Origin of the sequence: Rubritepida flocculans DSM 14296, assembly GCF_000425365.1 — a bacterium.
GTDB classification, from domain to species: domain Bacteria; phylum Pseudomonadota; class Alphaproteobacteria; order Acetobacterales; family Acetobacteraceae; genus Roseococcus; species Roseococcus flocculans.
This window is the reverse complement of record NZ_AUDH01000008.1, coordinates 42,524-60,803: the sequence shown is the minus strand read 5'-3', so window position 1 is coordinate 60,803 and position 18,280 is coordinate 42,524. Positions and strand designations below refer to the sequence as shown.

16 protein-coding genes are annotated in these 18,280 nt (G+C 75.0%); 5 read left to right on the top strand and 11 right to left on the bottom strand.

Translation table 11 applies throughout. The features are described from left to right. Positions 1–26: 26 nt before the first annotated feature. A complete protein-coding gene (locus H596_RS0109520; protein ID WP_037300799.1) occupies positions 27–701 on the bottom strand; it encodes a CBS domain-containing protein in 675 nt (224 codons plus the stop codon). Positions 702–888: 187 nt separating this feature from the next. On the opposite strand from H596_RS0109520, the gene H596_RS20930 reads away from it, so the two are divergent. Next, positions 889–1,860, top strand: a complete 972-nt coding sequence (locus tag H596_RS20930) for a Bug family tripartite tricarboxylate transporter substrate binding protein (RefSeq protein WP_051212718.1) — start codon at positions 889–891, stop codon at positions 1,858–1,860. Here H596_RS20930 and H596_RS0109505 read toward each other — a convergent pair. The 10 genes from H596_RS0109505 to H596_RS20920 form a co-directional block, all read right to left on the bottom strand. After that, positions 1,857–2,672 (bottom strand): phosphodiesterase, encoded by an 816-nt coding sequence (locus tag H596_RS0109505; RefSeq protein ID WP_027284691.1) that lies wholly within the window; start codon positions 2,670–2,672, stop codon positions 1,857–1,859. The two genes, H596_RS20930 and H596_RS0109505, sit on opposite strands and share 4 nt — an antisense overlap. A gap of 6 nt (positions 2,673–2,678) precedes the next feature. Next, on the bottom strand, positions 2,679–3,956 hold the full coding sequence (locus tag H596_RS0109500) for an ABC transporter substrate-binding protein (RefSeq protein ID WP_084602657.1): 1,278 nt from the start codon (positions 3,954–3,956) through the stop codon (positions 2,679–2,681). A 26-nt stretch (positions 3,957–3,982) separates the two neighbouring features. Continuing rightward, positions 3,983–4,813, bottom strand: a complete 831-nt coding sequence (locus tag H596_RS0109495) for a carbohydrate ABC transporter permease (RefSeq protein ID WP_027284689.1) — start codon at positions 4,811–4,813, stop codon at positions 3,983–3,985. Continuing rightward, complete coding sequence (locus H596_RS0109490) at positions 4,806–5,717, bottom strand: carbohydrate ABC transporter permease (RefSeq protein WP_027284688.1); 912 nt, start codon at positions 5,715–5,717, stop codon at positions 4,806–4,808. Before H596_RS0109490 ends, H596_RS0109495 begins: the two co-directional genes overlap by 8 nt. Continuing rightward, positions 5,710–6,846, bottom strand: coding sequence for an ABC transporter ATP-binding protein (locus H596_RS0109485; protein WP_027284687.1), 1,137 nt, complete (start codon positions 6,844–6,846; stop codon positions 5,710–5,712). Before H596_RS0109485 ends, H596_RS0109490 begins: the two co-directional genes overlap by 8 nt. Positions 6,847–6,994: 148 nt before the next feature. Then, positions 6,995–8,740 (bottom strand): ABC transporter ATP-binding protein, encoded by a 1,746-nt coding sequence (locus H596_RS0109480; protein WP_027284686.1) that lies wholly within the window; start codon positions 8,738–8,740, stop codon positions 6,995–6,997. A 12-nt stretch (positions 8,741–8,752) separates the two neighbouring features. After that, a complete protein-coding gene (locus H596_RS0109475) occupies positions 8,753–9,901 on the bottom strand; it encodes a CCA tRNA nucleotidyltransferase (RefSeq protein WP_027284685.1) in 1,149 nt (382 codons plus the stop codon). A gap of 32 nt (positions 9,902–9,933) precedes the next feature. After that, a complete protein-coding gene (locus H596_RS0109470) occupies positions 9,934–10,191 on the bottom strand; it encodes a hypothetical protein (RefSeq protein WP_027284684.1) in 258 nt (85 codons plus the stop codon). A gap of 60 nt (positions 10,192–10,251) precedes the next feature. Then, complete coding sequence (locus tag H596_RS20925; RefSeq protein WP_037300769.1) at positions 10,252–10,842, bottom strand: NUDIX hydrolase; 591 nt, start codon at positions 10,840–10,842, stop codon at positions 10,252–10,254. Continuing rightward, complete coding sequence (locus H596_RS20920) at positions 10,839–11,369, bottom strand: DUF1285 domain-containing protein (RefSeq protein WP_342663343.1); 531 nt, start codon at positions 11,367–11,369, stop codon at positions 10,839–10,841. Before H596_RS20920 ends, H596_RS20925 begins: the two co-directional genes overlap by 4 nt. A gap of 190 nt (positions 11,370–11,559) precedes the next feature. Between H596_RS20920 and H596_RS0109455 the strand changes: the two genes are divergently transcribed. The 4 genes from H596_RS0109455 to H596_RS0109440 are packed head-to-tail and all read left to right on the top strand — an operon-like array spanning position 11,560 to position 18,220. After that, positions 11,560–12,555: an AAA family ATPase gene (locus H596_RS0109455; protein WP_027284683.1), complete on the top strand. Its 996-nt coding sequence runs from the start codon at positions 11,560–11,562 to the stop codon at positions 12,553–12,555. Beyond that, complete coding sequence (locus tag H596_RS0109450; RefSeq protein ID WP_027284682.1) at positions 12,548–13,426, top strand: DUF58 domain-containing protein; 879 nt, start codon at positions 12,548–12,550, stop codon at positions 13,424–13,426. Before H596_RS0109455 ends, H596_RS0109450 begins: the two co-directional genes overlap by 8 nt. A gap of 10 nt (positions 13,427–13,436) precedes the next feature. Then, positions 13,437–16,121, top strand: coding sequence for a DUF4159 domain-containing protein (locus H596_RS0109445; RefSeq protein ID WP_027284681.1), 2,685 nt, complete (start codon positions 13,437–13,439; stop codon positions 16,119–16,121). Beyond that, positions 16,121–18,220, top strand: a complete 2,100-nt coding sequence (locus H596_RS0109440; RefSeq protein WP_027284680.1) for a membrane protein — start codon at positions 16,121–16,123, stop codon at positions 18,218–18,220. Before H596_RS0109445 ends, H596_RS0109440 begins: the two co-directional genes overlap by 1 nt. Positions 18,221–18,280: the final 60 nt, after the last annotated feature.

Here is an 18,280-nt window from a genome sequence, read left to right as displayed (position 1 = left end):
CCGGTCTTTCGGTGGGGGCAGCCGTCTCAGGGAATGCCCATCATGAACAGCGGCGGCGGCGCGAGGTCGAGGCTCACGCTCCTCACGCCGGGAATGCTTTCGGCCAGGGCGCGCAGGCCCTGGGCGATGGTGGGGCTGCGCGCGAAGCCGGTGAAATGGACATGGCCGTCGCGCACCTCGGCGTGGAGGAAGTGGCGGTCCACCCAGGGCTGTTCGCGCATCGCGCGACGCAGCGCGGCGCGGATGGCGGCGTCGTCGGCCGCACCGCCCCCCGCCTCGGGCGCGGCGAGCACGGCCTTGAGGATGTCGGCCCGGCTGACGAGGCCGAGCAGCCTGCCCTCCGAGACCACGGGCAGGCGGCGGATGCGCTTCTCCTCCAGCAGCTTCGCCACCTCCGCCACCGGCGCGTCGGGGGGCACGCAGAGCGGATCGGGCGTCATCACATCCTGGGCGGTGCGGCCGTGCAGCTTGGCGAAGCGCCCGGCCTCGGCCGCCGCGTCGCGGATCAGCCCGCCGAGGAAGCCCGCCGGCGCCTCGGCCGGCGCGGCGATGCGGCGCATCAGGTCGCTCTCGGTCAGCACGCCGAGGAGGCGGCCCTCGGCGTCCACCACCGGCACGCCGGAGAGGTGCCGGCTCGCGAGCAGTTCCGCCACCTCGCGCAAGGGAGTCTCGGGACGGACGGTCACGACGTCCCGCGACATGATCTCATCGGCGCGCATCCGGCCTTCCCCCAGTTTTGTTCCGCGGCATCTAGCCACGGAACATGAACGCGGCCTTGCGCGAGATCAATCCGCGGCACGGCGCTTGCTCGTCCTCCGGCGGAGGGGGCGGGGCGGCGTCCAGCGGCGCGGCCCTGCCCCGCCCTTGTGCGACCGGAGCCCTCGAAGCATGCAACGCCGCCGTCTTCTCGCCCTCCCCGCCCTTCTCGCGCTCGCGCCCGCCGCGCGCGCCCAGCCCTGGCCGGGCCGCCAGCCGATCCGCCTCATCGCGGGCTTCCCGGCCGGCGGGCTCGCCGACGCGATCGGCCGGCTCTTCGCCGCGCCGCTGGGCGAGGCGCTGGGGACGAATGTGGTGGTGGAGAACCGCGCGGGCGCCTCGGGCACCATCGGCGCGGATGCGGTGGCCAAGGCCGCGCCGGATGGCCTCACCCTCGCCGTCTCCCACGCCATTCCCTTCGGCTTCGCGCCCGGCGTGCTGCCCTCGGTGCCCTATGATCCGGTGGCGGATTTCACGCACATCGCCCTGCTGGCCGAGGCGCCGACCGTGAGCGTCGTGCGCGCGAACTCGCCCTTCGCGAGCATGGCCGCGCTGCTCGCCGCCGCGCGCACGCGGCCCGTGCGCTACGGCACCTCGGGCGTCGGCTCGGCCGAGCACATCACGGGCGCGCTGCTGGCCCGCGCCACCGGCGCGGCGCAGCTCGACCACATCCCCTATCGCGGCACGCCGCCCGCGCTGCAGGATCTGCTGGCCGGGCAGATCGACATGCTGAACGCGCCCATCACCACGCTGGTGGGGCAGTTGCGCGACGGCACGCTGCGCCTGCTCGCCACCTCCTCTGAGGCGCGGGTGCCGGGCTTCCCCGATGCGCCGACGCTGGCCGAGCTCGGCGCTCCGGCCGCGACGCACACGCAATGGATCGGCCTCAGCGGCCGGCGCGGCCTGCCCGCGCCGGTGGTGGAGCGCCTCTCCGCCGCCATCCCGCCCATCGCGGCCTCGGCGGCCGTGCGCGCGAGGCTCGAGGAGCTCGCCTCCGCCCCGCGCCAGCCCGCCCCGATGGGGGCGGAGTTCGCGCGCTTCGTCGCCGCCTTCCGCGACCACTGGGTGGCGATGGCGCGCGCGGAGGGGATCGTCGCGGCCTAGAGCTGGAACCCGCCGGTGGCGTCCAGGAAATCGTGCGTGTGCACGATCACCGACTCGGGCGTCACCCGCACCAGCGCATAGGCCGGCGGCTCATGGCTGCCGGGCACCGTCTCGCGCTCGGCAAGGTCGAGCGCGACCTGATGCGCCGTGCCGCGCAGCGAGGTGAAGGGAATCCCCCTCCAGGAGCCGCCCAGCGGCCGGTGCAGATGGCCGTGGAAGGCGTGGCGGATGCGCGGCGCGTGCGGCGCCAGCACCTCCCACAGCGCCTCGGCATCCAGCAGCGGGATGCGGTCCATGCGCGAGATGCCCACGCGGAAGGGCGGGTGGTGCAGGAAGAGGAAGACGGGCCCCTCGCTCTCCGCCAGCCTCGCCGAGAGCCAGGCGAGCCGCGCCGGGCAGAGCCGCCCCGCATGGGTGCCGGGCTCGTTCGTGTCCAGCATCAGGAACAGGCCCACGGGCGTGGGCAGCGCCTGCTGCACGAAGCCCGCCGCATCGCGCGGCGTGCCGGGGAAGGCGGCCTGGAAATGGCCGCGGTCGTCATGGTTGCCGAGCAGCAGGTGCACGGGCATCGGCAGCCGGTCGAGGATGCGGCCGAGCCGCGCATAGGCGCCCGGCTCGCCGAGATGGGTCAGATCGCCCGTCACCACTGCGAACTCGGCCGGGGCCGCGCCGCCCGGGCCGTGCCGGGCGGCGATGTCGGCCACCGCGAGCGCCAGGCGCTCGCCGGGATCGAGGCCGTAGAGGGGCGGCGCGCCCTCCGGGATCATGTGCAGGTCCGTCAGGTGCAGGAAGCTGAAGGGCGCGCCGGACATGGCCGCTCAGCTCCGCCGCGGCAGCAGGTTCTGCACGTCGGCGACCATGCGCTCGAGCGCCGCCTCTGGCTCCGCCCGCCGCGCCACCACCGACTGCAGGTGGTCGTTGATCACATCCGTGATGCGCAGCGCGTTCTGGCCGGGGAAGGCGTACCAGCCCGTGATCACGTCCTGCTGGCGGAAGGTGGTGAGGTGGTTCGGGTTCTCGCGGTAGAAGGGGGCGAGCATGTCCTCGCGCTCGGCGGGGATGGTGCTGGCGGGCATGTAGCCGGTGGCGCGCACCATCATGGTCGCGCCGATGGGCCCCGTGGCGTATTTCACGAATTTCCAGGCGGCCTCCTGGCGCTGGCGGTCGCGCGTGAAGATCATCGCGACATTGCCGCCCGCGGGCAGGCGCGCATTCGGCGCGGAGAGCGGGTAGCGGCCCGTCAGCAGCGGGAAGCGGCCGCCGATCTCGCGGTTGTAGCGGCCGAGCTGCGCGGTGCTCTGCATCGAGATGCCCATGCGGCCGGCGAAGAAATCGCTGAACATCGTGGCGGGGCGGATGTCGGGCATGCGGCCCTCCTCCACCATGCGGCGCAGCACGCGGATCGCGGCCCGGCCCGGCGCCTCGCCGAAGGCGACGCGCGTCTCCTCGGCGTTGAGCATCGTCCCGCCATGGGAGAAGACGAGCCCCTGCCAGGACCAGTTCCCGGTGATCGTCCAGTCGAAGAACATGCCCTGCACGTCGGGCCCGCTGCCATGGATGGCGCGGGCGAGCGCGATCACCTCGTCCCAGCTCGCGGGCGGGCGGGCGGGGTCGCCGCCGGCGCGGCGCATCAGATCCACGTTGTAGTAGAGGATGGGCGTGGAGAGGGCGAAGCCGATGCCCGTCTGCTGCCCGCCGACCTGGCCGAGCGAGAGCAGGCTCTCCGAGTAGCCGAGGGCGGGCGTCTCCGGATCGGCCTGCATGATGGGGCGCAAATCCACCGGGATGTTGCGCTCGAGCAGCGTGCGCTGGCGGTTGAGGCCGTGGAAGGCCACGTCCGGCAGGGTGCGGGTGATGGCGTCGCGCAGGTTGCGCTGGAGGATTTCCTCATAGCCCTCCTCCGGCGCGCGATAGACGATGCGGATGTCGGGGTGGGCGCGCATGAAGCCCTGCGCCACCTGCTCCATCAGGTCGCGGAACAGAACGGGGATGGAATACTGCACCGTCAGCTCCACGCCGCGCGCCTGGGCGCGGGCGTAGAGGGGTGCGGCGAGCAGCGGCGCGGCGAGGAGGCTGCGGCGGGCGAGCATGGGCATGGCGTCTCTCTCCTGGGGGTGGCGGGTCACTTGAGGCCGGTCATGGTCACGCCGCGCACGAAGGCGCGCTGCGCGAGGAGGAAGGCGAGGGCGAGCGGGGCGGTGACGACGGTGGCCGCGGCCATCAGCGGGCCCCAGTTCGTCCCGGCCTCCACGTTGGAGAAGAACGCGATGCCGAGCGGCGGCGTGGCCAGGTGCTCGCTCTGGATCGCGATGTAGGGCCAGAAGAACTCGTTCCAGTTCCAGATGAAGCTGAGGCAGGCGAAGGCCGCGAGCGCCGGATAGGCGGTGGGCAGCATGATCCGCCAGGTGATGGCGAACTCGCTCATCCCGTCCATGCGTGCGGCCGCGATCAGGTCGTCGGGCACCGTGCGGAAGAACTGCCGCATCAGGAAGATGCCGAAGACGCTGATGGTCGAGGGCAGGATGATCGCGGCGTAGCTGTCGAGCAGATCGAGCTGCCACAGCGCGATGTAGAGCGGGATGGCCGGCACCTGCGGCGGCACGAGCAGCGCGAGCAGCACCAGCGCGAAGGCGGCCCCCCGCCCCGCCCAGCGCAGCTTGGCCAGCGCATAGGCCATGGGCAGCGCGGTGGCCGCCTGGGCCGCGAAGATGCAGAAGGTGACGAGGAAGCCGTTCAGCAGGAAGCGCGCCAGCGGCACGCGCGTGAAGGCGTCGCGGTAGTTCTCGAAGGCGTGCCACTGCTGCGGCAGCAGGCTGAACTGCGGCGCGAAGATCTCGCCCGGCGGCTTGAGGCTGATCGCCACCATCACGACGAAGGGCGAGACCATCGCCGCCGCGCCCATGATCAGCACGGCGTGCCGGATGATCTCGGGCAGCAGGGCGCGCCTAGCCATAATGCGCCCTCCTCTCGAGCAGCCAGGTCTGCGCCAGCGTCAGCGCCAGGGTGAAGGCGAGGAAGACGGCCGTGATCGCCGCGCCATAGGCGGAGCGGAGGAAGGTGAAGCCGTTCTGCACCATGGTGTAGAGCAGCACCTCGGTGGATTTCTGCGGCCCGCCCTCGGTCAGCACCGCCACCGTGTCGAAGACCTGGAAGCTGCGGATCGCCATGATCGCCATGACGAAGACGAGGGCGGGGCCGAGCAGCGGCCAGGTGATGCGGCGGAAGCGCTCCCAGGCGCCATCCGCGCCGTCGAGCGCCAGCGCCTCATAGAGATCGGCCGGGATGGCCTGCAGCCCGGCCATGAACAGCACCATGGCGAGGCCCAGATTCTGCCACACCCCGATGGCCGCGAGCGCGAGCAGCGCGAGGTCGGGATCGTTCAGCCAGTCGCGCCGGGCGAAGCCCAGCGCCGCCACCACCTGGTTCACGAAGCCCACGCGCGGGTGCAGCATGAACTCCCACACCAGCGCCATGCCGAGCAGGGTGGAGGCGACGGGCAGGAAATACAGCGCGCGGTAGAGGCCGCGCCCGCGCCCCGCCCCCTCGATCAGGATCGCCGCGAGCAGACCGAGCGCGACCGTCGCCGGCACGCTCACGCCCACGTAGATCAGCGTGTTGCGCAGGCTGACCCAGAAGACGCGGTCGCCCCAGAGCTCGAGGTAGTTGCCGAGCCCGTGCCAGCGCAGCTCCGCCTCGCCGAAGCTCCAGTCGGTGAAGGAGAGCAGGATCACCGCCAGCGCGGGGCCGAGCAGCATGGCCCACATCAGCAGGAAGGCGGGCAGCCCGAGCAGCCAAGCGGCCCATTGCTCGGCCCGCGCGCCGGGCCGCGCGCCGGAGCGGCGCAGCGGCTCAGCCATGGTCCGCATGCTGCGGGAGGGTGGCGTGCAGCGGCCGCCGCAGCCCCTCCTCGTCGAAGAGATGCGCCGCGCGCGGCGTCAGGTGCAGCGCCTGCCCGGGGGAGAGCCCCGCCGCCTGCTCGGGCGCGAGGCGCACCGTCACGACCGTGCCCGAGCCGGCGAGGGCGGCGTGCAGGATGGCCTCCGCCCCCAGCCGCTCGATGCGCGAGAGCCGGGCGGGCAGCCCCTCCGCGCCGAGCGCCCAGGCCTCGGGCCGCACGCCCAGGCGCGGCCCGGGGCAGGCCGGGCCGTGGAAGGGCAGCGCCACGCCCTCCACCTCCACCCGCCCGCCCAGGCCGATGCGCGCGGGCAGGATGTTCATGGGCGGGGAGCCGACGAAGCGCGCCACCTCCAGCGAGGCCGGCGCGTCGTAGAGCGCCTGCGGCGGCGCCACCTGCAGCAGACGGCCGGCCTGCATCACCGCCACGCGGTCGGCCATCGCCATCGCCTCGGCCTGGTCGTGGGTGACGTAGATCACGGTGGCGCCGAGGCGGCGCTGCAGCGCCACGATCTCCTCGCGCGCCTCGCCGCGCAGCCGCGCGTCGAGGTTGGAGAGCGGCTCGTCCATCAGGAAGGCGGCGGGCCGGCGCACCATGGCGCGGGCGAGCGCCACGCGCTGGCGCTGCCCGCCCGAAAGCTGCGCGGGGCGGCGGTCGAGCAGCGCCGACAGGCCGAGGGATTCGGCCACCTGCGCCACCTCGGCCGCGATGCCCGCGCGGATGGCCCGCGCCGAGGGCAGCAGCGCCCCCGGCAGCGGCGGCCGCCGCCAGGCGGAGAGCCGGCGCAGCTCCAGCGGCGCGGCGATGTTCCGCCGCACCGTCATGTGCGGATAGAGCGCGTAGCTCTGGAACACCATGGCGAGGTTGCGCGCCTTGGCCGGCAGCTCCGTCACGTCCTGCCCATCGAGGCGCACCGTGCCGGCGTTGCAGCCCTCGAGCCCGGCGATGATGCGCAGCAGCGTGGATTTGCCGCAGCCCGAGGGGCCGAGCAGGGCGAGGAACTCGCCATCCGCCACGTCGAGCGACACGCCCTGCAGCACGGGCGTGGCGCCGAACCGCTTGCCGATGCCCTCCAGGGAGACGCTCGCCATGCCCGCTCCGCCCATCACCGCGGCGCTGTATGCCGCGCGCGGGGCGGGGGATGGCGTGACGTTGCGGTGAAATCCTTACGGTTTCGACAAGAAGCGCGCCTGTCTAGAGCGCGCCGCGGCATGGCCCATCCCGGCCAGCCGCGATGCGCTATGCGGCGGCGAAGGCCTGGCTGCGCACCAGCCGGGCGTAGAGCCCATCGCGCGCCATCAGCGCCGCGTGGCTGCCCTCCTCCACCACCCGCCCCGCCTCCATCACCAGGATGCGGTCCGCGTTCTGCACGGTGGCGAGGCGATGCGCGATGACGAGGGTGGTGCGCCCCGCGCGCAGCGTGGCGAGGGCGGCCTGCACCGCGGCCTCGTTCTCGGCGTCGAGCGCGCTGGTCGCCTCGTCGAGCAGCAGCACGCGCGGGTTGCGCAGCAGGGCGCGCGCGAGGCTCACGCGCTGGCGCTGCCCGCCCGAGAGCCGCCCGCCGCCGGGCCCGAGCGGCGTGTCGTAGCCCTGGGGCAGCGCCGCGATGAAGGCGTGCGCGCGGGCGGCGCGCGCGGCCTGCTCCACCTCGGCGCGCGTGGCGCCCGGCCGGCCGCAGGCGATGTTGGCGAAGGCCGTGTCGTCGAAGATCACCGCCTCCTGGCCCACGAAGGCGATGGCGTCGCGCAGGCTCGCGAGCGTCACCTCGCGGATCTCGGCGCCGTCGAGCAGGATGCGCCCCGCGCTCGGGTCGTAGAGGCGCGGCAGCAGCGCGAGCGCGGTGGATTTCCCCGCCCCCGAGGGGCCGACCAGCGCCACCGTCTCGCCCGGCCGCGCGTGAAGATCGAGGTGCGCGATGGCCGGCTCGGCGCGGCCCGGATAACGGAAGGCCACGGCCTCGTAGCGGATGTCGCCGCGCCCCTCGGGCAGCGGGCGCGCGCCGGGCGAATCGGCGATGGCGCGCGGCGCGTCCATCGCGGCGAAGACGCGCGCGAGCCCGGCGAAGCCCTCCTGCAGCGCGGCGTTCAGCGTGCCCAGCGCGCGCACCGGGCGCGCGGCGATGAGCACCGCGGCGATGAAGCCGGTGAACTCGCCGATGGTCCCCTGCCCCGTGCTCACGCGCCAGCCCACCACCACCAGCACCAGCGCGACGGTGAGGCCGCCCAGCGCCTCCAGGATCGGGTCGATGCGCGCGCGCGCGCGGGCCATGCGCGTCAGGCTCTCGCGCCAGGCGGCGAAGGCGCGCGCGGCGCGCGCCTCCTCCTGCGCCTCCAGCCGGTAGGTGCGGATCACGGGGGCCGCGGCGAAGCTCTCGTTCAGCAGCGCGGCCGTCTCGCCCGCGCGGTCCTGCATCCCGGAGGCCGCGCGCCGCACGCGCCGGCCGATGGCGGTGATGGGCCAGGCCGCGACCGGATAGAGCAGCGCGGCCAGCAGCGCGAGCTGCCAGTCGAGCCAGAGCATGGAGGCGACGAGCCCGCCGATGGTCAGCACATCGCCGATGCCGTTCACGCTGCGCGTGACGCCCTCGCGCACCGCCGTGGCGTCGGTGACGAAGCGGCTGGCCTGGCGGGCCGGGGCCTCGGCCGCCACCACCGCGAGGTCGGCGCGCGTCAGCGCGCGGAACAGGGCGTTCTGCAGATGCTCGATGGCGCCCAGTGCTGCGCCCTGCAGGTTGATCTGCTGCAGGTAGAGGAAGCCGCCGCGCGCCGAGGTCGCGCCGATGATGACGAGCGGCAGCCACACCAGCGCCTCCGTCTCCCCGCGCGTGAACAGGTCGAAGGCCTGCTGGATGATCACGGGGTAGAGCGCCGTCACCCCCGCGAGCCCGAGCGTGCAGAGCAGCGCGACGATCAGGCGTCCGCGCTCGGCCTGGAGGTGGTCGCGCCAGAAGCGGCGCAGCAGGGTGAGGCTCTTCGTCTCGGGCATCCGCCCCGGCTATCAGCTTGCGTCGCGCCGGGCCAGTTCCCCCAGCCGCGCGAGGCAGGCCGCGCGGTCCGCCTCGGCGCCCCCCTCCAGCCACCAGCGGCGCAGCTCCTCCAGCAGCGCCCCGAGGCGCGGCCCCGGCGGGATGCCGAGCGCCAGGCCATCGCGCCCCTGCACCGGGAAGTGCGGCCCTTCGGGCAGAGCGCGGAAGGGCGCGAGGTCGAGCCCGGGCGCCTCGGCCTTGGCCACCAGCGCGGCCTCGAAGGGGGTGGCGAGGCCGCGCTCGGCCAGCTCGGCGGCGAAGCGGCGCAGACTGCGCGCATCCCGCCCCGCGGGCAGCGCCGCCCCGCGATGCAGCGCGAGCAGCCGCGCGCGCTCCTCGCCCGACAGGCGCAGCCGCCGGGCCAGCGCGCCGATGTCCGTCCCGAGCGGCAGCAGCATGGCGAGCCGCAGCAGCACATCGCCCGCCCCTTCCGCGATGGCGGCGTCCAGCCGCGCGGGCTCCCCGGCCTCGGGCAGCACGGCGGCGAGCACCCCGGTCTCGCGCATCAGGGCCAGCGCGGCGCGCGGGTCCGGCGCGGCGAGCAGGCGCTTGATCTCCATCCAGACGCGCTCCGCCGAAAGGCGGGCGAGGCCCGGCACGGCGGCGCGGATGGCGGCGAGGGCCGTCGCGTCCGGCTCGGGGCCGCCATAGCGGGCCTGGAAGCGGAAGAAGCGCAGCGCGCGGAGATAATCCTCGGCGAGCCGCGTCGCCGCATCGCCCACGAAGCGCACACGGCGCGCGCGCAGATCCTCGAGGCCGCCGAAATAGTCGTGCAGCCCGCCCGCCGCGTCGAGCGACATGGCGTTGATGGTGAAGTCGCGCCGCGCCGCGTCCTCGCGCCAGTCGGTGGTCCAGGCCACCTGCGCGTGGCGGCCGTCGGTCACGACATCGCGGCGCAGGCTCGTCACCTCGATGGGCTGGCGCTGCAGCACGGCGGTGACGGTGCCGTGCGCGAGGCCGGTCTCGAACACCTTGAAGCCCGCGGCGCGCAGCCGGGCCATGATCTCCTCGGGCGGGAAGGGTGCGGCCATGTCGATGTCCTGCACCGGCAGCCCGGCCAGGTGGTCGCGCACGCAGCCGCCCACCGCGCGCGCCCCGGGCAGCGCGGCGAAGACGCCCATCGGCGCTGGCGCGGCAAGGAAGGCGGGCAGGCTCAGCGCGGCCTCCCCTCGCCGCGGATCACCTGGCCCTCGGGCGAGATGCGCGCGGGCACATAGGCCTCGCCGCGCTCGAAGCTGCGCGAGAGCCCGTAGTGGACCGCCCCGGCCAGCGCCGCCGCGACCCCGAGCAGCCCGAGCGCCAGCGCGATCACCGGCGGCCCCTTGGCACCCTGCGCGCCCGAGAGCCGCCACCACAGCGCGTAGAGCAGGAAGGGCGCGGCGAAGAACAGCAGTCCGAGGATGATGGCCATGTCATGCAGTTGGGGTCGCCCAGCAGGGGTCGCCAGGGCCGTTGCGCGAGGGCGCGACGCTCATCCGCGCAGCGCGCGCGCGAGGGTGAGGAGGATGCTCGCCGTGGCGCCCCAGATGCGCTCCTGCTCATGCGGCCAGACCCAGTATTCGCGCAGCCGCCCCTTCCACTCCGCGCGCTCGCGCCGCGGGGCGGCGGGATCGAGCAGCGTGGCGAGCGGGAAGGCGAAGGCGTGCGCCACCTCGGCCGGGTCGGGGCGCAGGGCGAAGCCGGGGGCGAGCAGCCCGAGCACGGGCGTGATCTCATAGCCCGTGCCGGTGCGGTGGGCGGGCATGCGCCCGTGCAGCTCCGGCAAGTCGCGCGCGAGGCCCACCTCCTCCTCCGCCTCGCGCAGCGCGGCCTCCTCTGGCGTCTCGCCCGGCTCGATGCGCCCGCCGGGGAAGCTGACCTGGCCGGGGTGGGAGGAGAGATGCGCCGCGCGCCGCGTGAGCAGGACGAAGGGCCGCTCGGGGTCGAGCACCAGGGGCACCAGCACCGCGGCGGGGCGCACGGGCGGGCGGGGTGCGCCCGGCGCGTCATCGGCGAAAGAGGGCGCGAGCCCGGCGAAGAGCCCCGGCCGGGCGAGGCGCGCGCGCAATTCCTCCGGGGTCACTCCGCGGCCATGTCGAGGGCGGTGATCTCGTCGATGGGGAAGAACATCCCCTCGCTCCAGACGCCCATCACCTCGCGCCCGTCCACCCGCTCGGGCACGGCGAGCGCGACGAGCTCGTAGAACACCGCGCGGGTGATCTTCGCCTCCAGCCCCTCGCGGACGGTGATGTAGGGCCGCGGCTCGCGCGTGCGCGGATCGAGATGCACGCGGATCGGGTGCTTCGGCCCCGCCGTCACCACCTGGTCGCAGTTGGTGCGGAAGCTCAGGCACTGCTTGGGTGCGAGGCCATCGCCGCAGTCGCAGTCGCGCCAGACCATCTCGACGGCGATAAAGGGCGCGTCCTCCACCGTGATGCGCGCGCGCTCCACCGGGGTTTCGAGGACGTAGCCGCCATCGGCCTCGCGCTTGAGCACGGAGGCGAAGAGGCAGACCAGCTCCTTCCGGCCGATGGGCGAGCCCTTGTAGTACCAGGTGCCGTCGCGCGCGATGCGCATGTCGAGGTCACCGCAATCCTGCTTTGCCCGCATCGGCGCCAGGGCCGCCGCGCCGCGCGTCCATTCCGGCGCCGTGGCACCATTCGACGCTTTGTTGCGGCGATCCGGCGGCATAGGCTTCCCTGACGACTCCCGGGGTGTGCGGCCCTGGTGAGGGCCGATGGATCAGGCGGGGGAAGGCAGCACCGGCCCCACCCCTCGTCAATATGGGGACCGCGACCACATGGGTGAAGTGTCCGACACCGACTCCCTGCTCTCCGAGATCGAGGCGCTGGGCGCGCGGCTGCAGAAGGCCCGCCAGTCCATCGGCCGGGTGATCTTCGGCCAGGAGGAGGTGGTGGAGCAGACGCTCATCACCCTGCTCTCGGGCGGGCATGTGCTGCTGGTCGGCGTGCCGGGCCTGGGCAAGACCAGGCTCGTCGAGACGCTGGGCACGGTGATGGGGCTCGAGGAGCGGCGCGTGCAGTTCACGCCGGACCTCATGCCCGCCGACATCCTGGGCAGCGAGGTGCTCGAGGAGGATTCGCACGGCAAGCGCGCCTTCCGCTTCCTGCCCGGGCCGATCTTCTGCCAGCTCCTGATGGCCGACGAGATCAACCGCGCGAGCCCGCGCACCCAGTCCGCGCTGCTGCAGGCGATGCAGGAGCGCAAGGTGGCGATCGGCGGGCAGATCCTGCCCCTGCCCGAACCCTTCCACGTCCTCGCCACCCAGAACCCCATCGAGCAGGAGGGCACCTACCCGCTGCCCGAGGCGCAGCTCGACCGCTTCCTGCTCGAGATCGAGGTGCACTACCCCGACGCGGCGGCCGAGCGGGCCATGCTGCTCGCCACCACCGGCGCGGCCGAGGCGAAGCCCGCGCCGGCCATGACGGGGCGGGAGCTGATCGCCGCGCAGCAGCTCATCCGCCGCATCCCGGTGGGCGAGCAGGTGGTGGACGCCATCCTCAAGCTCGTGCGCGGCGCCCGCCCCACCGAGGAAGGGCTGCCCGAGGTGCGCCAGAACCTCGCCTGGGGCCCGGGCCCCCGCGCGGCGCAGGCGCTGATGCTCGCCACGCGCGCCCGCGCCGTGCTGGACGGCCGCCTCGCCCCCAGCCTGGACGATGTGCTGGCGCTGGCCGAGCCAGTGCTGCGCCACCGCATGGCCCTCTCCTTCGCCGCGCGCGCCGACGGGGTGAAGGTGGCGGACGTGATCGGCGCGCTGAAGGCGAGCATTGGCTGAGGCCGCGCCCTCCCCCGCCATCGCCCCCGCCCGGGCGGAGGCCGCGGCCGCGCGGCTTCCGCCCCTGGTGGTGGAGGCCGAGCGCGTCGCCAGCACGGTGATGCACGGCATCCATGGCCGCCGCCGCGCCGGCACGGGCGACGCCTTCTGGCAGTTCCGCCCCTATCTGCCGGGCGACGCCGCCGCCCGCGTGGACTGGCGGCAGAGCGCCAAGGCCGACCGCCTCTTCGTGCGCGAGACGGAGTGGGAGGCGGCGCAGACCGTGGTGCTCTGGCGCGACCTCACGCCCTCCATGGAGTGGCGCTCGGCCAAGGGGCTCGAGACCAAGCGCCACCGGGCGGAGCTGCTGCTGCTCGCCCTCGCCTCGCTGCTGCTGCGCGGCGGCGAGAGGGTGCGGCTGCTGCCCGGCCCCCCGCGCGCTTTCATGGGCCGCGCCGCCCTGCCCGCCCTGGCCCAAGCGCTGGCCCGCCCCGCCGCGCCCGATTCGCCGGCGGGCGACGTGACGCTCGCCCGCCATGCGCGGCTCGTTCTCTTCGGGGATTTCCTGCAGCCCCTGCCCGAGGTGCAGGCGGCCCTCGCCTCCTTCGCCGCGCGGCCGGTGCGCGGGCAGATGGTCCAGATTCTGGACCCCGCGGAGGAGAGCCTGCCCTATCACGGCCGCGTGGTGTTCGAGGGGCTGGAGGGCGAGGCGCCCATCGTGATCCCGCGCGTGGAGACGGTGCGCGCCCTCTATGCCGAGCGCCTGGCCGCGCACCGCGCCGGCCTCGCCGCCCATGCCCGCGCGGCGGGCTGGGGCTTCCTCACCCACCGCACGGACCAGCCGCCCCAGATGGCGCTGCTGGCCCTGTGGCAGGCGCTGAGCCCGGCATGAGGAAGGGGGCATGATCGGCTTCGCCGCGCCCTGGCTGCTGCTGGCCCTGCCCGCCCTGCCGCTGCTGTGGTGGCTGCTGCGCGTCACCCCGCCCCAGCCGCGGCGGCAGAGCTTCCCCTCGCCGTTGCTGCTGCGCGCGCTGCCGCTTGCGGAGGAAACCCCCGCGCGCACGCCCTGGTGGGTGCTGTTGCTGCGCCTGCTCGCCGCCGCGCTCATCATCCTCGGCCTCGCCCGGCCCGTGCTGGGCCCGGGCGGCGCCTCGGGCGGCGGGGGCACGCTGCTGCTCGTGCTCGACGACGGCTGGGCCGCCGGCCCCGACTGGCCGCTGCGCCTTGCCATCGCCCAGGCCGAGCTGGAGCGCGCCGGGCGCGAGGGGCGCGGGGCCGCGCTGCTCGCCACCGCGCCGAGCGAGGGCGCGCAGCCGCCCCGCGTGATCGGCCCCATGCCGGCGGCCGATCTCGCCCCCCGCCTCGCCGCGCTGCGCCCGCGCCCCTGGGCGCCGGATCGCGCCGCCGCGCTGGCCGCGCTGGAGGCCTGGGCGCGCGCCGAGCCCGGGCCCTTCCAGGCCCTCTACCTCTCCGACGCGCTCGCCCATGGCGCGCCCGAAGCGGCCGCGGCGCTGATGGAGCGCCTCGCCGCCGGGGGCGGGCTCACCCTCGCCCGCGCCGAGGAGCGCCCGGTGCGCCTGCTGCTCCCGCCCCGCGCGGAGGGCGACCGGCTGCACCTCGCCCTGCGCCAGTCCCCCGTGGAGCAGGCCGGCGAGGCGCCGGTGATCGCTCGCGGGCAGGACGGCCGGGCGCTGGCGCGGGCGGTGTTCCGCCCCGCCCCCGGCGCCACCGAGGCCGAGACGGTGCTCGATCTGCCCACCGAAATCCGCAACCGGGTCTTCCGCCTCGACCTCGCGGAGGAGCCCGGAGCGGGCGGGGTGGTGCTGCTGGACGAACGCTTCCGCCGCCGCCCCGTGGGGCTGCTGCCCGGCGCGGAGGAGGCGGCGGACGCGCCCTTGATCGGCGAGCTGTTCTACCTCGACCGCGCCCTCTCGCCCTTCGCGGAGCTGCGGCGCGGCACGGTGGAGCAGTTGCTCGCCCGCCCCCTCTCGGTGCTGATCCTGGCCGACCGCCCCATCGCGCCGGGGCCGGAGCTGGAGGCGCTCGCGCGCTTCGTCGAGCGGGGCGGGATGCTGGTGCGCTTCGCCGGCGCGCGCCTCGCCGAGCAGCCGGACCCGCTGCTGCCCGTGCAGCTCCGCGCCGAGCGCCAGCTCGGCGGCGCGCTGTCCTGGGAGCAGCCGCAGCGCCTCGCGCCCTTCCCCGAAGGCTCGCCCTTCGCGGGGCTGCCGGTTCCGGCGGAGATCAGCGTGGAGCGCCAGGTGCTGGCCGAGCCCTCGGCGCGGCTCGCCGAGCGCATCTGGGCGCGGCTGGCGGACGGCACCCCCCTCGTCACCGCCGAGACGCGCGGGGCCGGGCGCATCGTGCTGTTCCACGTCACCGCCAACGCGGAGTGGAGCGACCTGCCGCTCTCGGGCCTGTTCGTTTCCATGCTGCGGCGGCTGGTGGCGCTCTCGGCCGGGGTGGCAGGCGGCGAGGGCGAGGGCGCACTGGCCCCGCTCGAGACGCTGGACGGGTTCGGCCGGCTCGGCCCGCCCCCGCCCGGGGCCCAGCCCCTGCCCGCGACGGGCGAGGCGGCCATCTCCCCGCGCCACCCGCCCGGCTGGTACGGCACGCCGGGGGCGGAGGGGTTCCGCCGCGCGCTCAACCTCGGCGCCGCCCTGCCTGCGCCCTCGCTGCACCCGCCGCCGCCCGCGGGCACGGCGCAGCGCGCCATCGCGACCATTCCGCCCGAGCGCGACCTCGGGCCCTGGCTGCTGGCGGCCGCGCTGCTGCTGCTGGCGCTGGATCTGCTCGCCTCGCTGCGGCTGCGCGGGCTGCTCGGCGCGGCCCGGGCGGCGGCGGTGCTGCTCGCCCTGGGTGCCGCGCTGCCCGCCGCGGCGCAGGAGGGCCAGCACGCGCTGGTCACGCGCCTCGCCTATGTGATCACCGGCGACGCGCAGACCGACGAGACCATGCGCGCAGGGCTGCTCGGCCTGTCGGATTTCGTGAACCGGCGCACCGCGGCCAATCTGGCCGAGCCGGTGGGCGTGGTGCCGGGGCGCGACGACCTCAGCTTCTTCCCGCTGCTCTACTTCACCGTCCGGCCCGAGGCGCAGCCGCTCGAGCCGGCCGCCATCGCCGCGCTCAACGCCTTCATGCGCCATGGCGGCATCATCCTGTTCGACACGCGCGACGAGGGCTCGGGCGAGGGCTTCGCGCCCGGCGCGCGGGCGGCGCTGCGGCGCGTGACCCAGGGCCTCGCCATCCCCCCGCTCATGCCCGTGCCGGAAGATCATGTGCTGCGCCGCGCCTTCTATCTTCTGGGCGAGCTTCCTGGGCGCTTCGCGGGCGGCACGGTCTGGGTCTCGCGCGAGCAGGACCGGGCGAATGACAGCGTCTCGCCCGTGGTGATCGGCGGGCATGACTGGGCGGGCGCCTGGGCGGTGGATGGGCGCGGGCAGAACCTGCACGCCGCCGTGCCCGGCGGGGCGCGGCAGCGCACCCTGGCCTATCGCTTCGGCGCTAACCTCGTGATGTACGCGCTGACCGGCAACTACAAGGGCGACCAGGTGCATGTGCCGGCCATCCTGGAAAGGCTCGGCAACTGATGCAGACGAGCCGCCTCAGCTTCGATCTCGCGCCCATCCTGCCGCTGTGGCTGCTCGCGGTGCTGGCCGGGCTGGCGCTGGCGGCGCTGCTGCCCGCCCTGCTGCGCGGGGCGCGCGGGGCGCTGTGGCGCGCGGCCGCCTTCGCGCTGATCCTCGCCGCGCTGGCCGGCCCCCGCGCCGTAGAGGAGACGCGCGAGACGCGGCCCGACATCGCCCTGCTGCTGGTGGACCGCAGCGACAGCACCCGCTACGCCCAGGGCCACGCCGAGGCCATCGAGACGGCGCGCCGCCAGATCGAGGCGCGCATCGCCCGGCTGCGCGACGTGGAGCTGCGCGTGGCCGAGATCGAGGAGGGCGGCAACCAGGGCACGCGCGGCTTCGCCGCCCTCGAGCGCGCCCTGGCCGACATCCCCGCCGCGCGCCTCGCGGGCGTGCTGCTGCTCTCGGACGGGCAGATCCACGACCTGCCCGCCGACCCCGCGAACTGGGGCGGGCCCGAGGGCGTGCCGCTGCATCTGCTCATGCCCGGCCGCCAGGGCGAGGTGGACCGGCGCATCCGGCTGATCGAGGCGCCGGGCTTCGGCATCGTCGGCCGCAGCGTGGAGCTGCGCCTCATCGTCGAGGATCTCGGCGCCGCGCGCCAGGAAGGCACGGCGCGGCTGACCATCCGCCGCGACGGCCAGGCGCCGCTGACCGAAAGCGTGCCGGTGGGCCAGGAGCACCGCCTCTCCATCCCCATCGAGCGCGCGGGCCCCACCGTGCTCGACCTTCTGGCCGAAACCCGGCCCGGCGAGATCGGCGAGGTGAACAACCGCGCCGTCGTCACCATCAACGGCGTGCGGGACAGGCTGCGCGTGCTGCTCGTCTCGGGCGAGCCGCATGCGGGCGAGCGCACCTGGCGGCGGCTGCTGAAGGCCGATCCGGGCGTGGACCTCGTGCACTTCACCATCCTCCGCCCGCCGGAGAAGGACGATCTGACGCCGCTGAACGAGCTCTCGCTCATCGCCTTCCCGGTGCGCGAGCTGTTCCAGGTGAAGCTGCGCGAGTTCGACCTGATCATCTTCGACCGCTTCGCCAACCGCGGCATCCTGCCGCCCAGCTATCTGCGCAACATCGCCGAGCATGTGCGCGGCGGCGGCGCGCTGCTGCTCTCGGTCGGGCCCGAATACGTGGGGGCGGTGAGCCTGTTCAACACGCCGCTCGGCCAGGTGCTGCCGGCGCGGCCGCTCTCGCCGCAGCAGGCGCTGCTCGAGCAGGCCTTCCGCCCGCGCGTCAGCGCGGCGGGGCAGCGCCACCCCGTCACCGAGGGGCTGGCGGGCGCGAATCAGGGCGAGGCCGAGCCCTCCTGGGGGCGGTGGTACCGCACCATCCGCAGCGAGCCCCGCGCGGGCCAGGTGGTGATGGAGGGGGCGCAGGGCGCGCCTCTGCTGGTGCTGGACCGCGTGGGCCAGGGGCGCGTGGCGCTGATGCTCTCGGACCATATCTGGCTGTGGTCGCGCGGGCATGACGGGGGCGGGCCGCAGCAGGAGCTGCTGCGCCGCACCGCCCATTGGCTGATGCGCGAACCGGAGCTGGAGGAGGAGGATCTCTCCGCCCGGATCGAATCGGGGCGGCTGTCCGTCACGCGCCGCAGCCTCGACCCCGCGCCGCCGCCGGAGGTGACGGTGACCGCCCCCGACGGGACGCTCACGCGCCTGCCGCTTTCCGGCGCGCCGGGCAGCGGGCGGGGGGTGGCCGAGATGGCGGCGCCCCAGCCCGGGCTGTGGCAGGTGAGCGACGGGCGACGGATGGCCTTCGCCGCCGCCATGCCCCCCAACCCGCCCGAGGTGGCCGATCTGCGCTCCGACCCCGCGCGGCTGCGCCCGACCGTCTCCGCCTCCGGCGGGGCCGCGCGCTACCTGGGCGACGGCGCCGCGATTCCCGACATCCGCCGCGTGGCGGCGGGCCGGGACGCGGCCGGGGCGGGCTGGATCGGGCTGCGCCAGCGCGAGGACCACACGGTGACGGGCATCGCCGCCCTGCCCCTGCTGCCCCCCTGGCTTGCCCTGCTGCTGCTGCTGGGGGCGGCGGTGATCGCCTGGCGGCGGGAGGCGCGCTGAGCGCGGCGCCGGGCGTCTTAGCCGGATGCTAAGGCTTCCCGCATAGGCTTCGAAGGCCCG

Excerpts from the sequence above, each read along its gene's own strand:
- H596_RS0109520 (WP_037300799.1), bottom strand. The coding sequence starts at position 701 with ATGTCGCGGGACGTCGTGACCGTCCGTCCCGAGACTCCCTTGCGCGAG.
- H596_RS20930 (WP_051212718.1), top strand. The coding sequence starts at position 889 with ATGCAACGCCGCCGTCTTCTCGCCCTCCCCGCCCTTCTCGCGCTCGCG.
- H596_RS0109505 (WP_027284691.1), bottom strand. The coding sequence starts at position 2,672 with ATGTCCGGCGCGCCCTTCAGCTTCCTGCACCTGACGGACCTGCACATG.
- H596_RS0109500 (WP_084602657.1), bottom strand. The coding sequence starts at position 3,956 with ATGCCCATGCTCGCCCGCCGCAGCCTCCTCGCCGCGCCGCTGCTCGCC.
- H596_RS0109495 (WP_027284689.1), bottom strand. The coding sequence starts at position 4,813 with ATGGCTAGGCGCGCCCTGCTGCCCGAGATCATCCGGCACGCCGTGCTG.
- H596_RS0109490 (WP_027284688.1), bottom strand. The coding sequence starts at position 5,717 with ATGGCTGAGCCGCTGCGCCGCTCCGGCGCGCGGCCCGGCGCGCGGGCC.
- H596_RS0109485 (WP_027284687.1), bottom strand. The coding sequence starts at position 6,846 with ATGGCGAGCGTCTCCCTGGAGGGCATCGGCAAGCGGTTCGGCGCCACG.
- H596_RS0109480 (WP_027284686.1), bottom strand. The coding sequence starts at position 8,740 with ATGCCCGAGACGAAGAGCCTCACCCTGCTGCGCCGCTTCTGGCGCGAC.
- H596_RS0109475 (WP_027284685.1), bottom strand. The coding sequence starts at position 9,901 with ATGGGCGTCTTCGCCGCGCTGCCCGGGGCGCGCGCGGTGGGCGGCTGC.
- H596_RS0109470 (WP_027284684.1), bottom strand. The coding sequence starts at position 10,191 with ATGGCCATCATCCTCGGACTGCTGTTCTTCGCCGCGCCCTTCCTGCTC.
- H596_RS20920 (WP_342663343.1), bottom strand. The coding sequence starts at position 11,369 with ATGCGGGCAAAGCAGGATTGCGGTGACCTCGACATGCGCATCGCGCGC.
- H596_RS0109455 (WP_027284683.1), top strand. The coding sequence starts at position 11,560 with ATGGGTGAAGTGTCCGACACCGACTCCCTGCTCTCCGAGATCGAGGCG.
- H596_RS0109445 (WP_027284681.1), top strand. The coding sequence starts at position 13,437 with ATGATCGGCTTCGCCGCGCCCTGGCTGCTGCTGGCCCTGCCCGCCCTG.
- H596_RS0109440 (WP_027284680.1), top strand. The coding sequence starts at position 16,121 with ATGCAGACGAGCCGCCTCAGCTTCGATCTCGCGCCCATCCTGCCGCTG.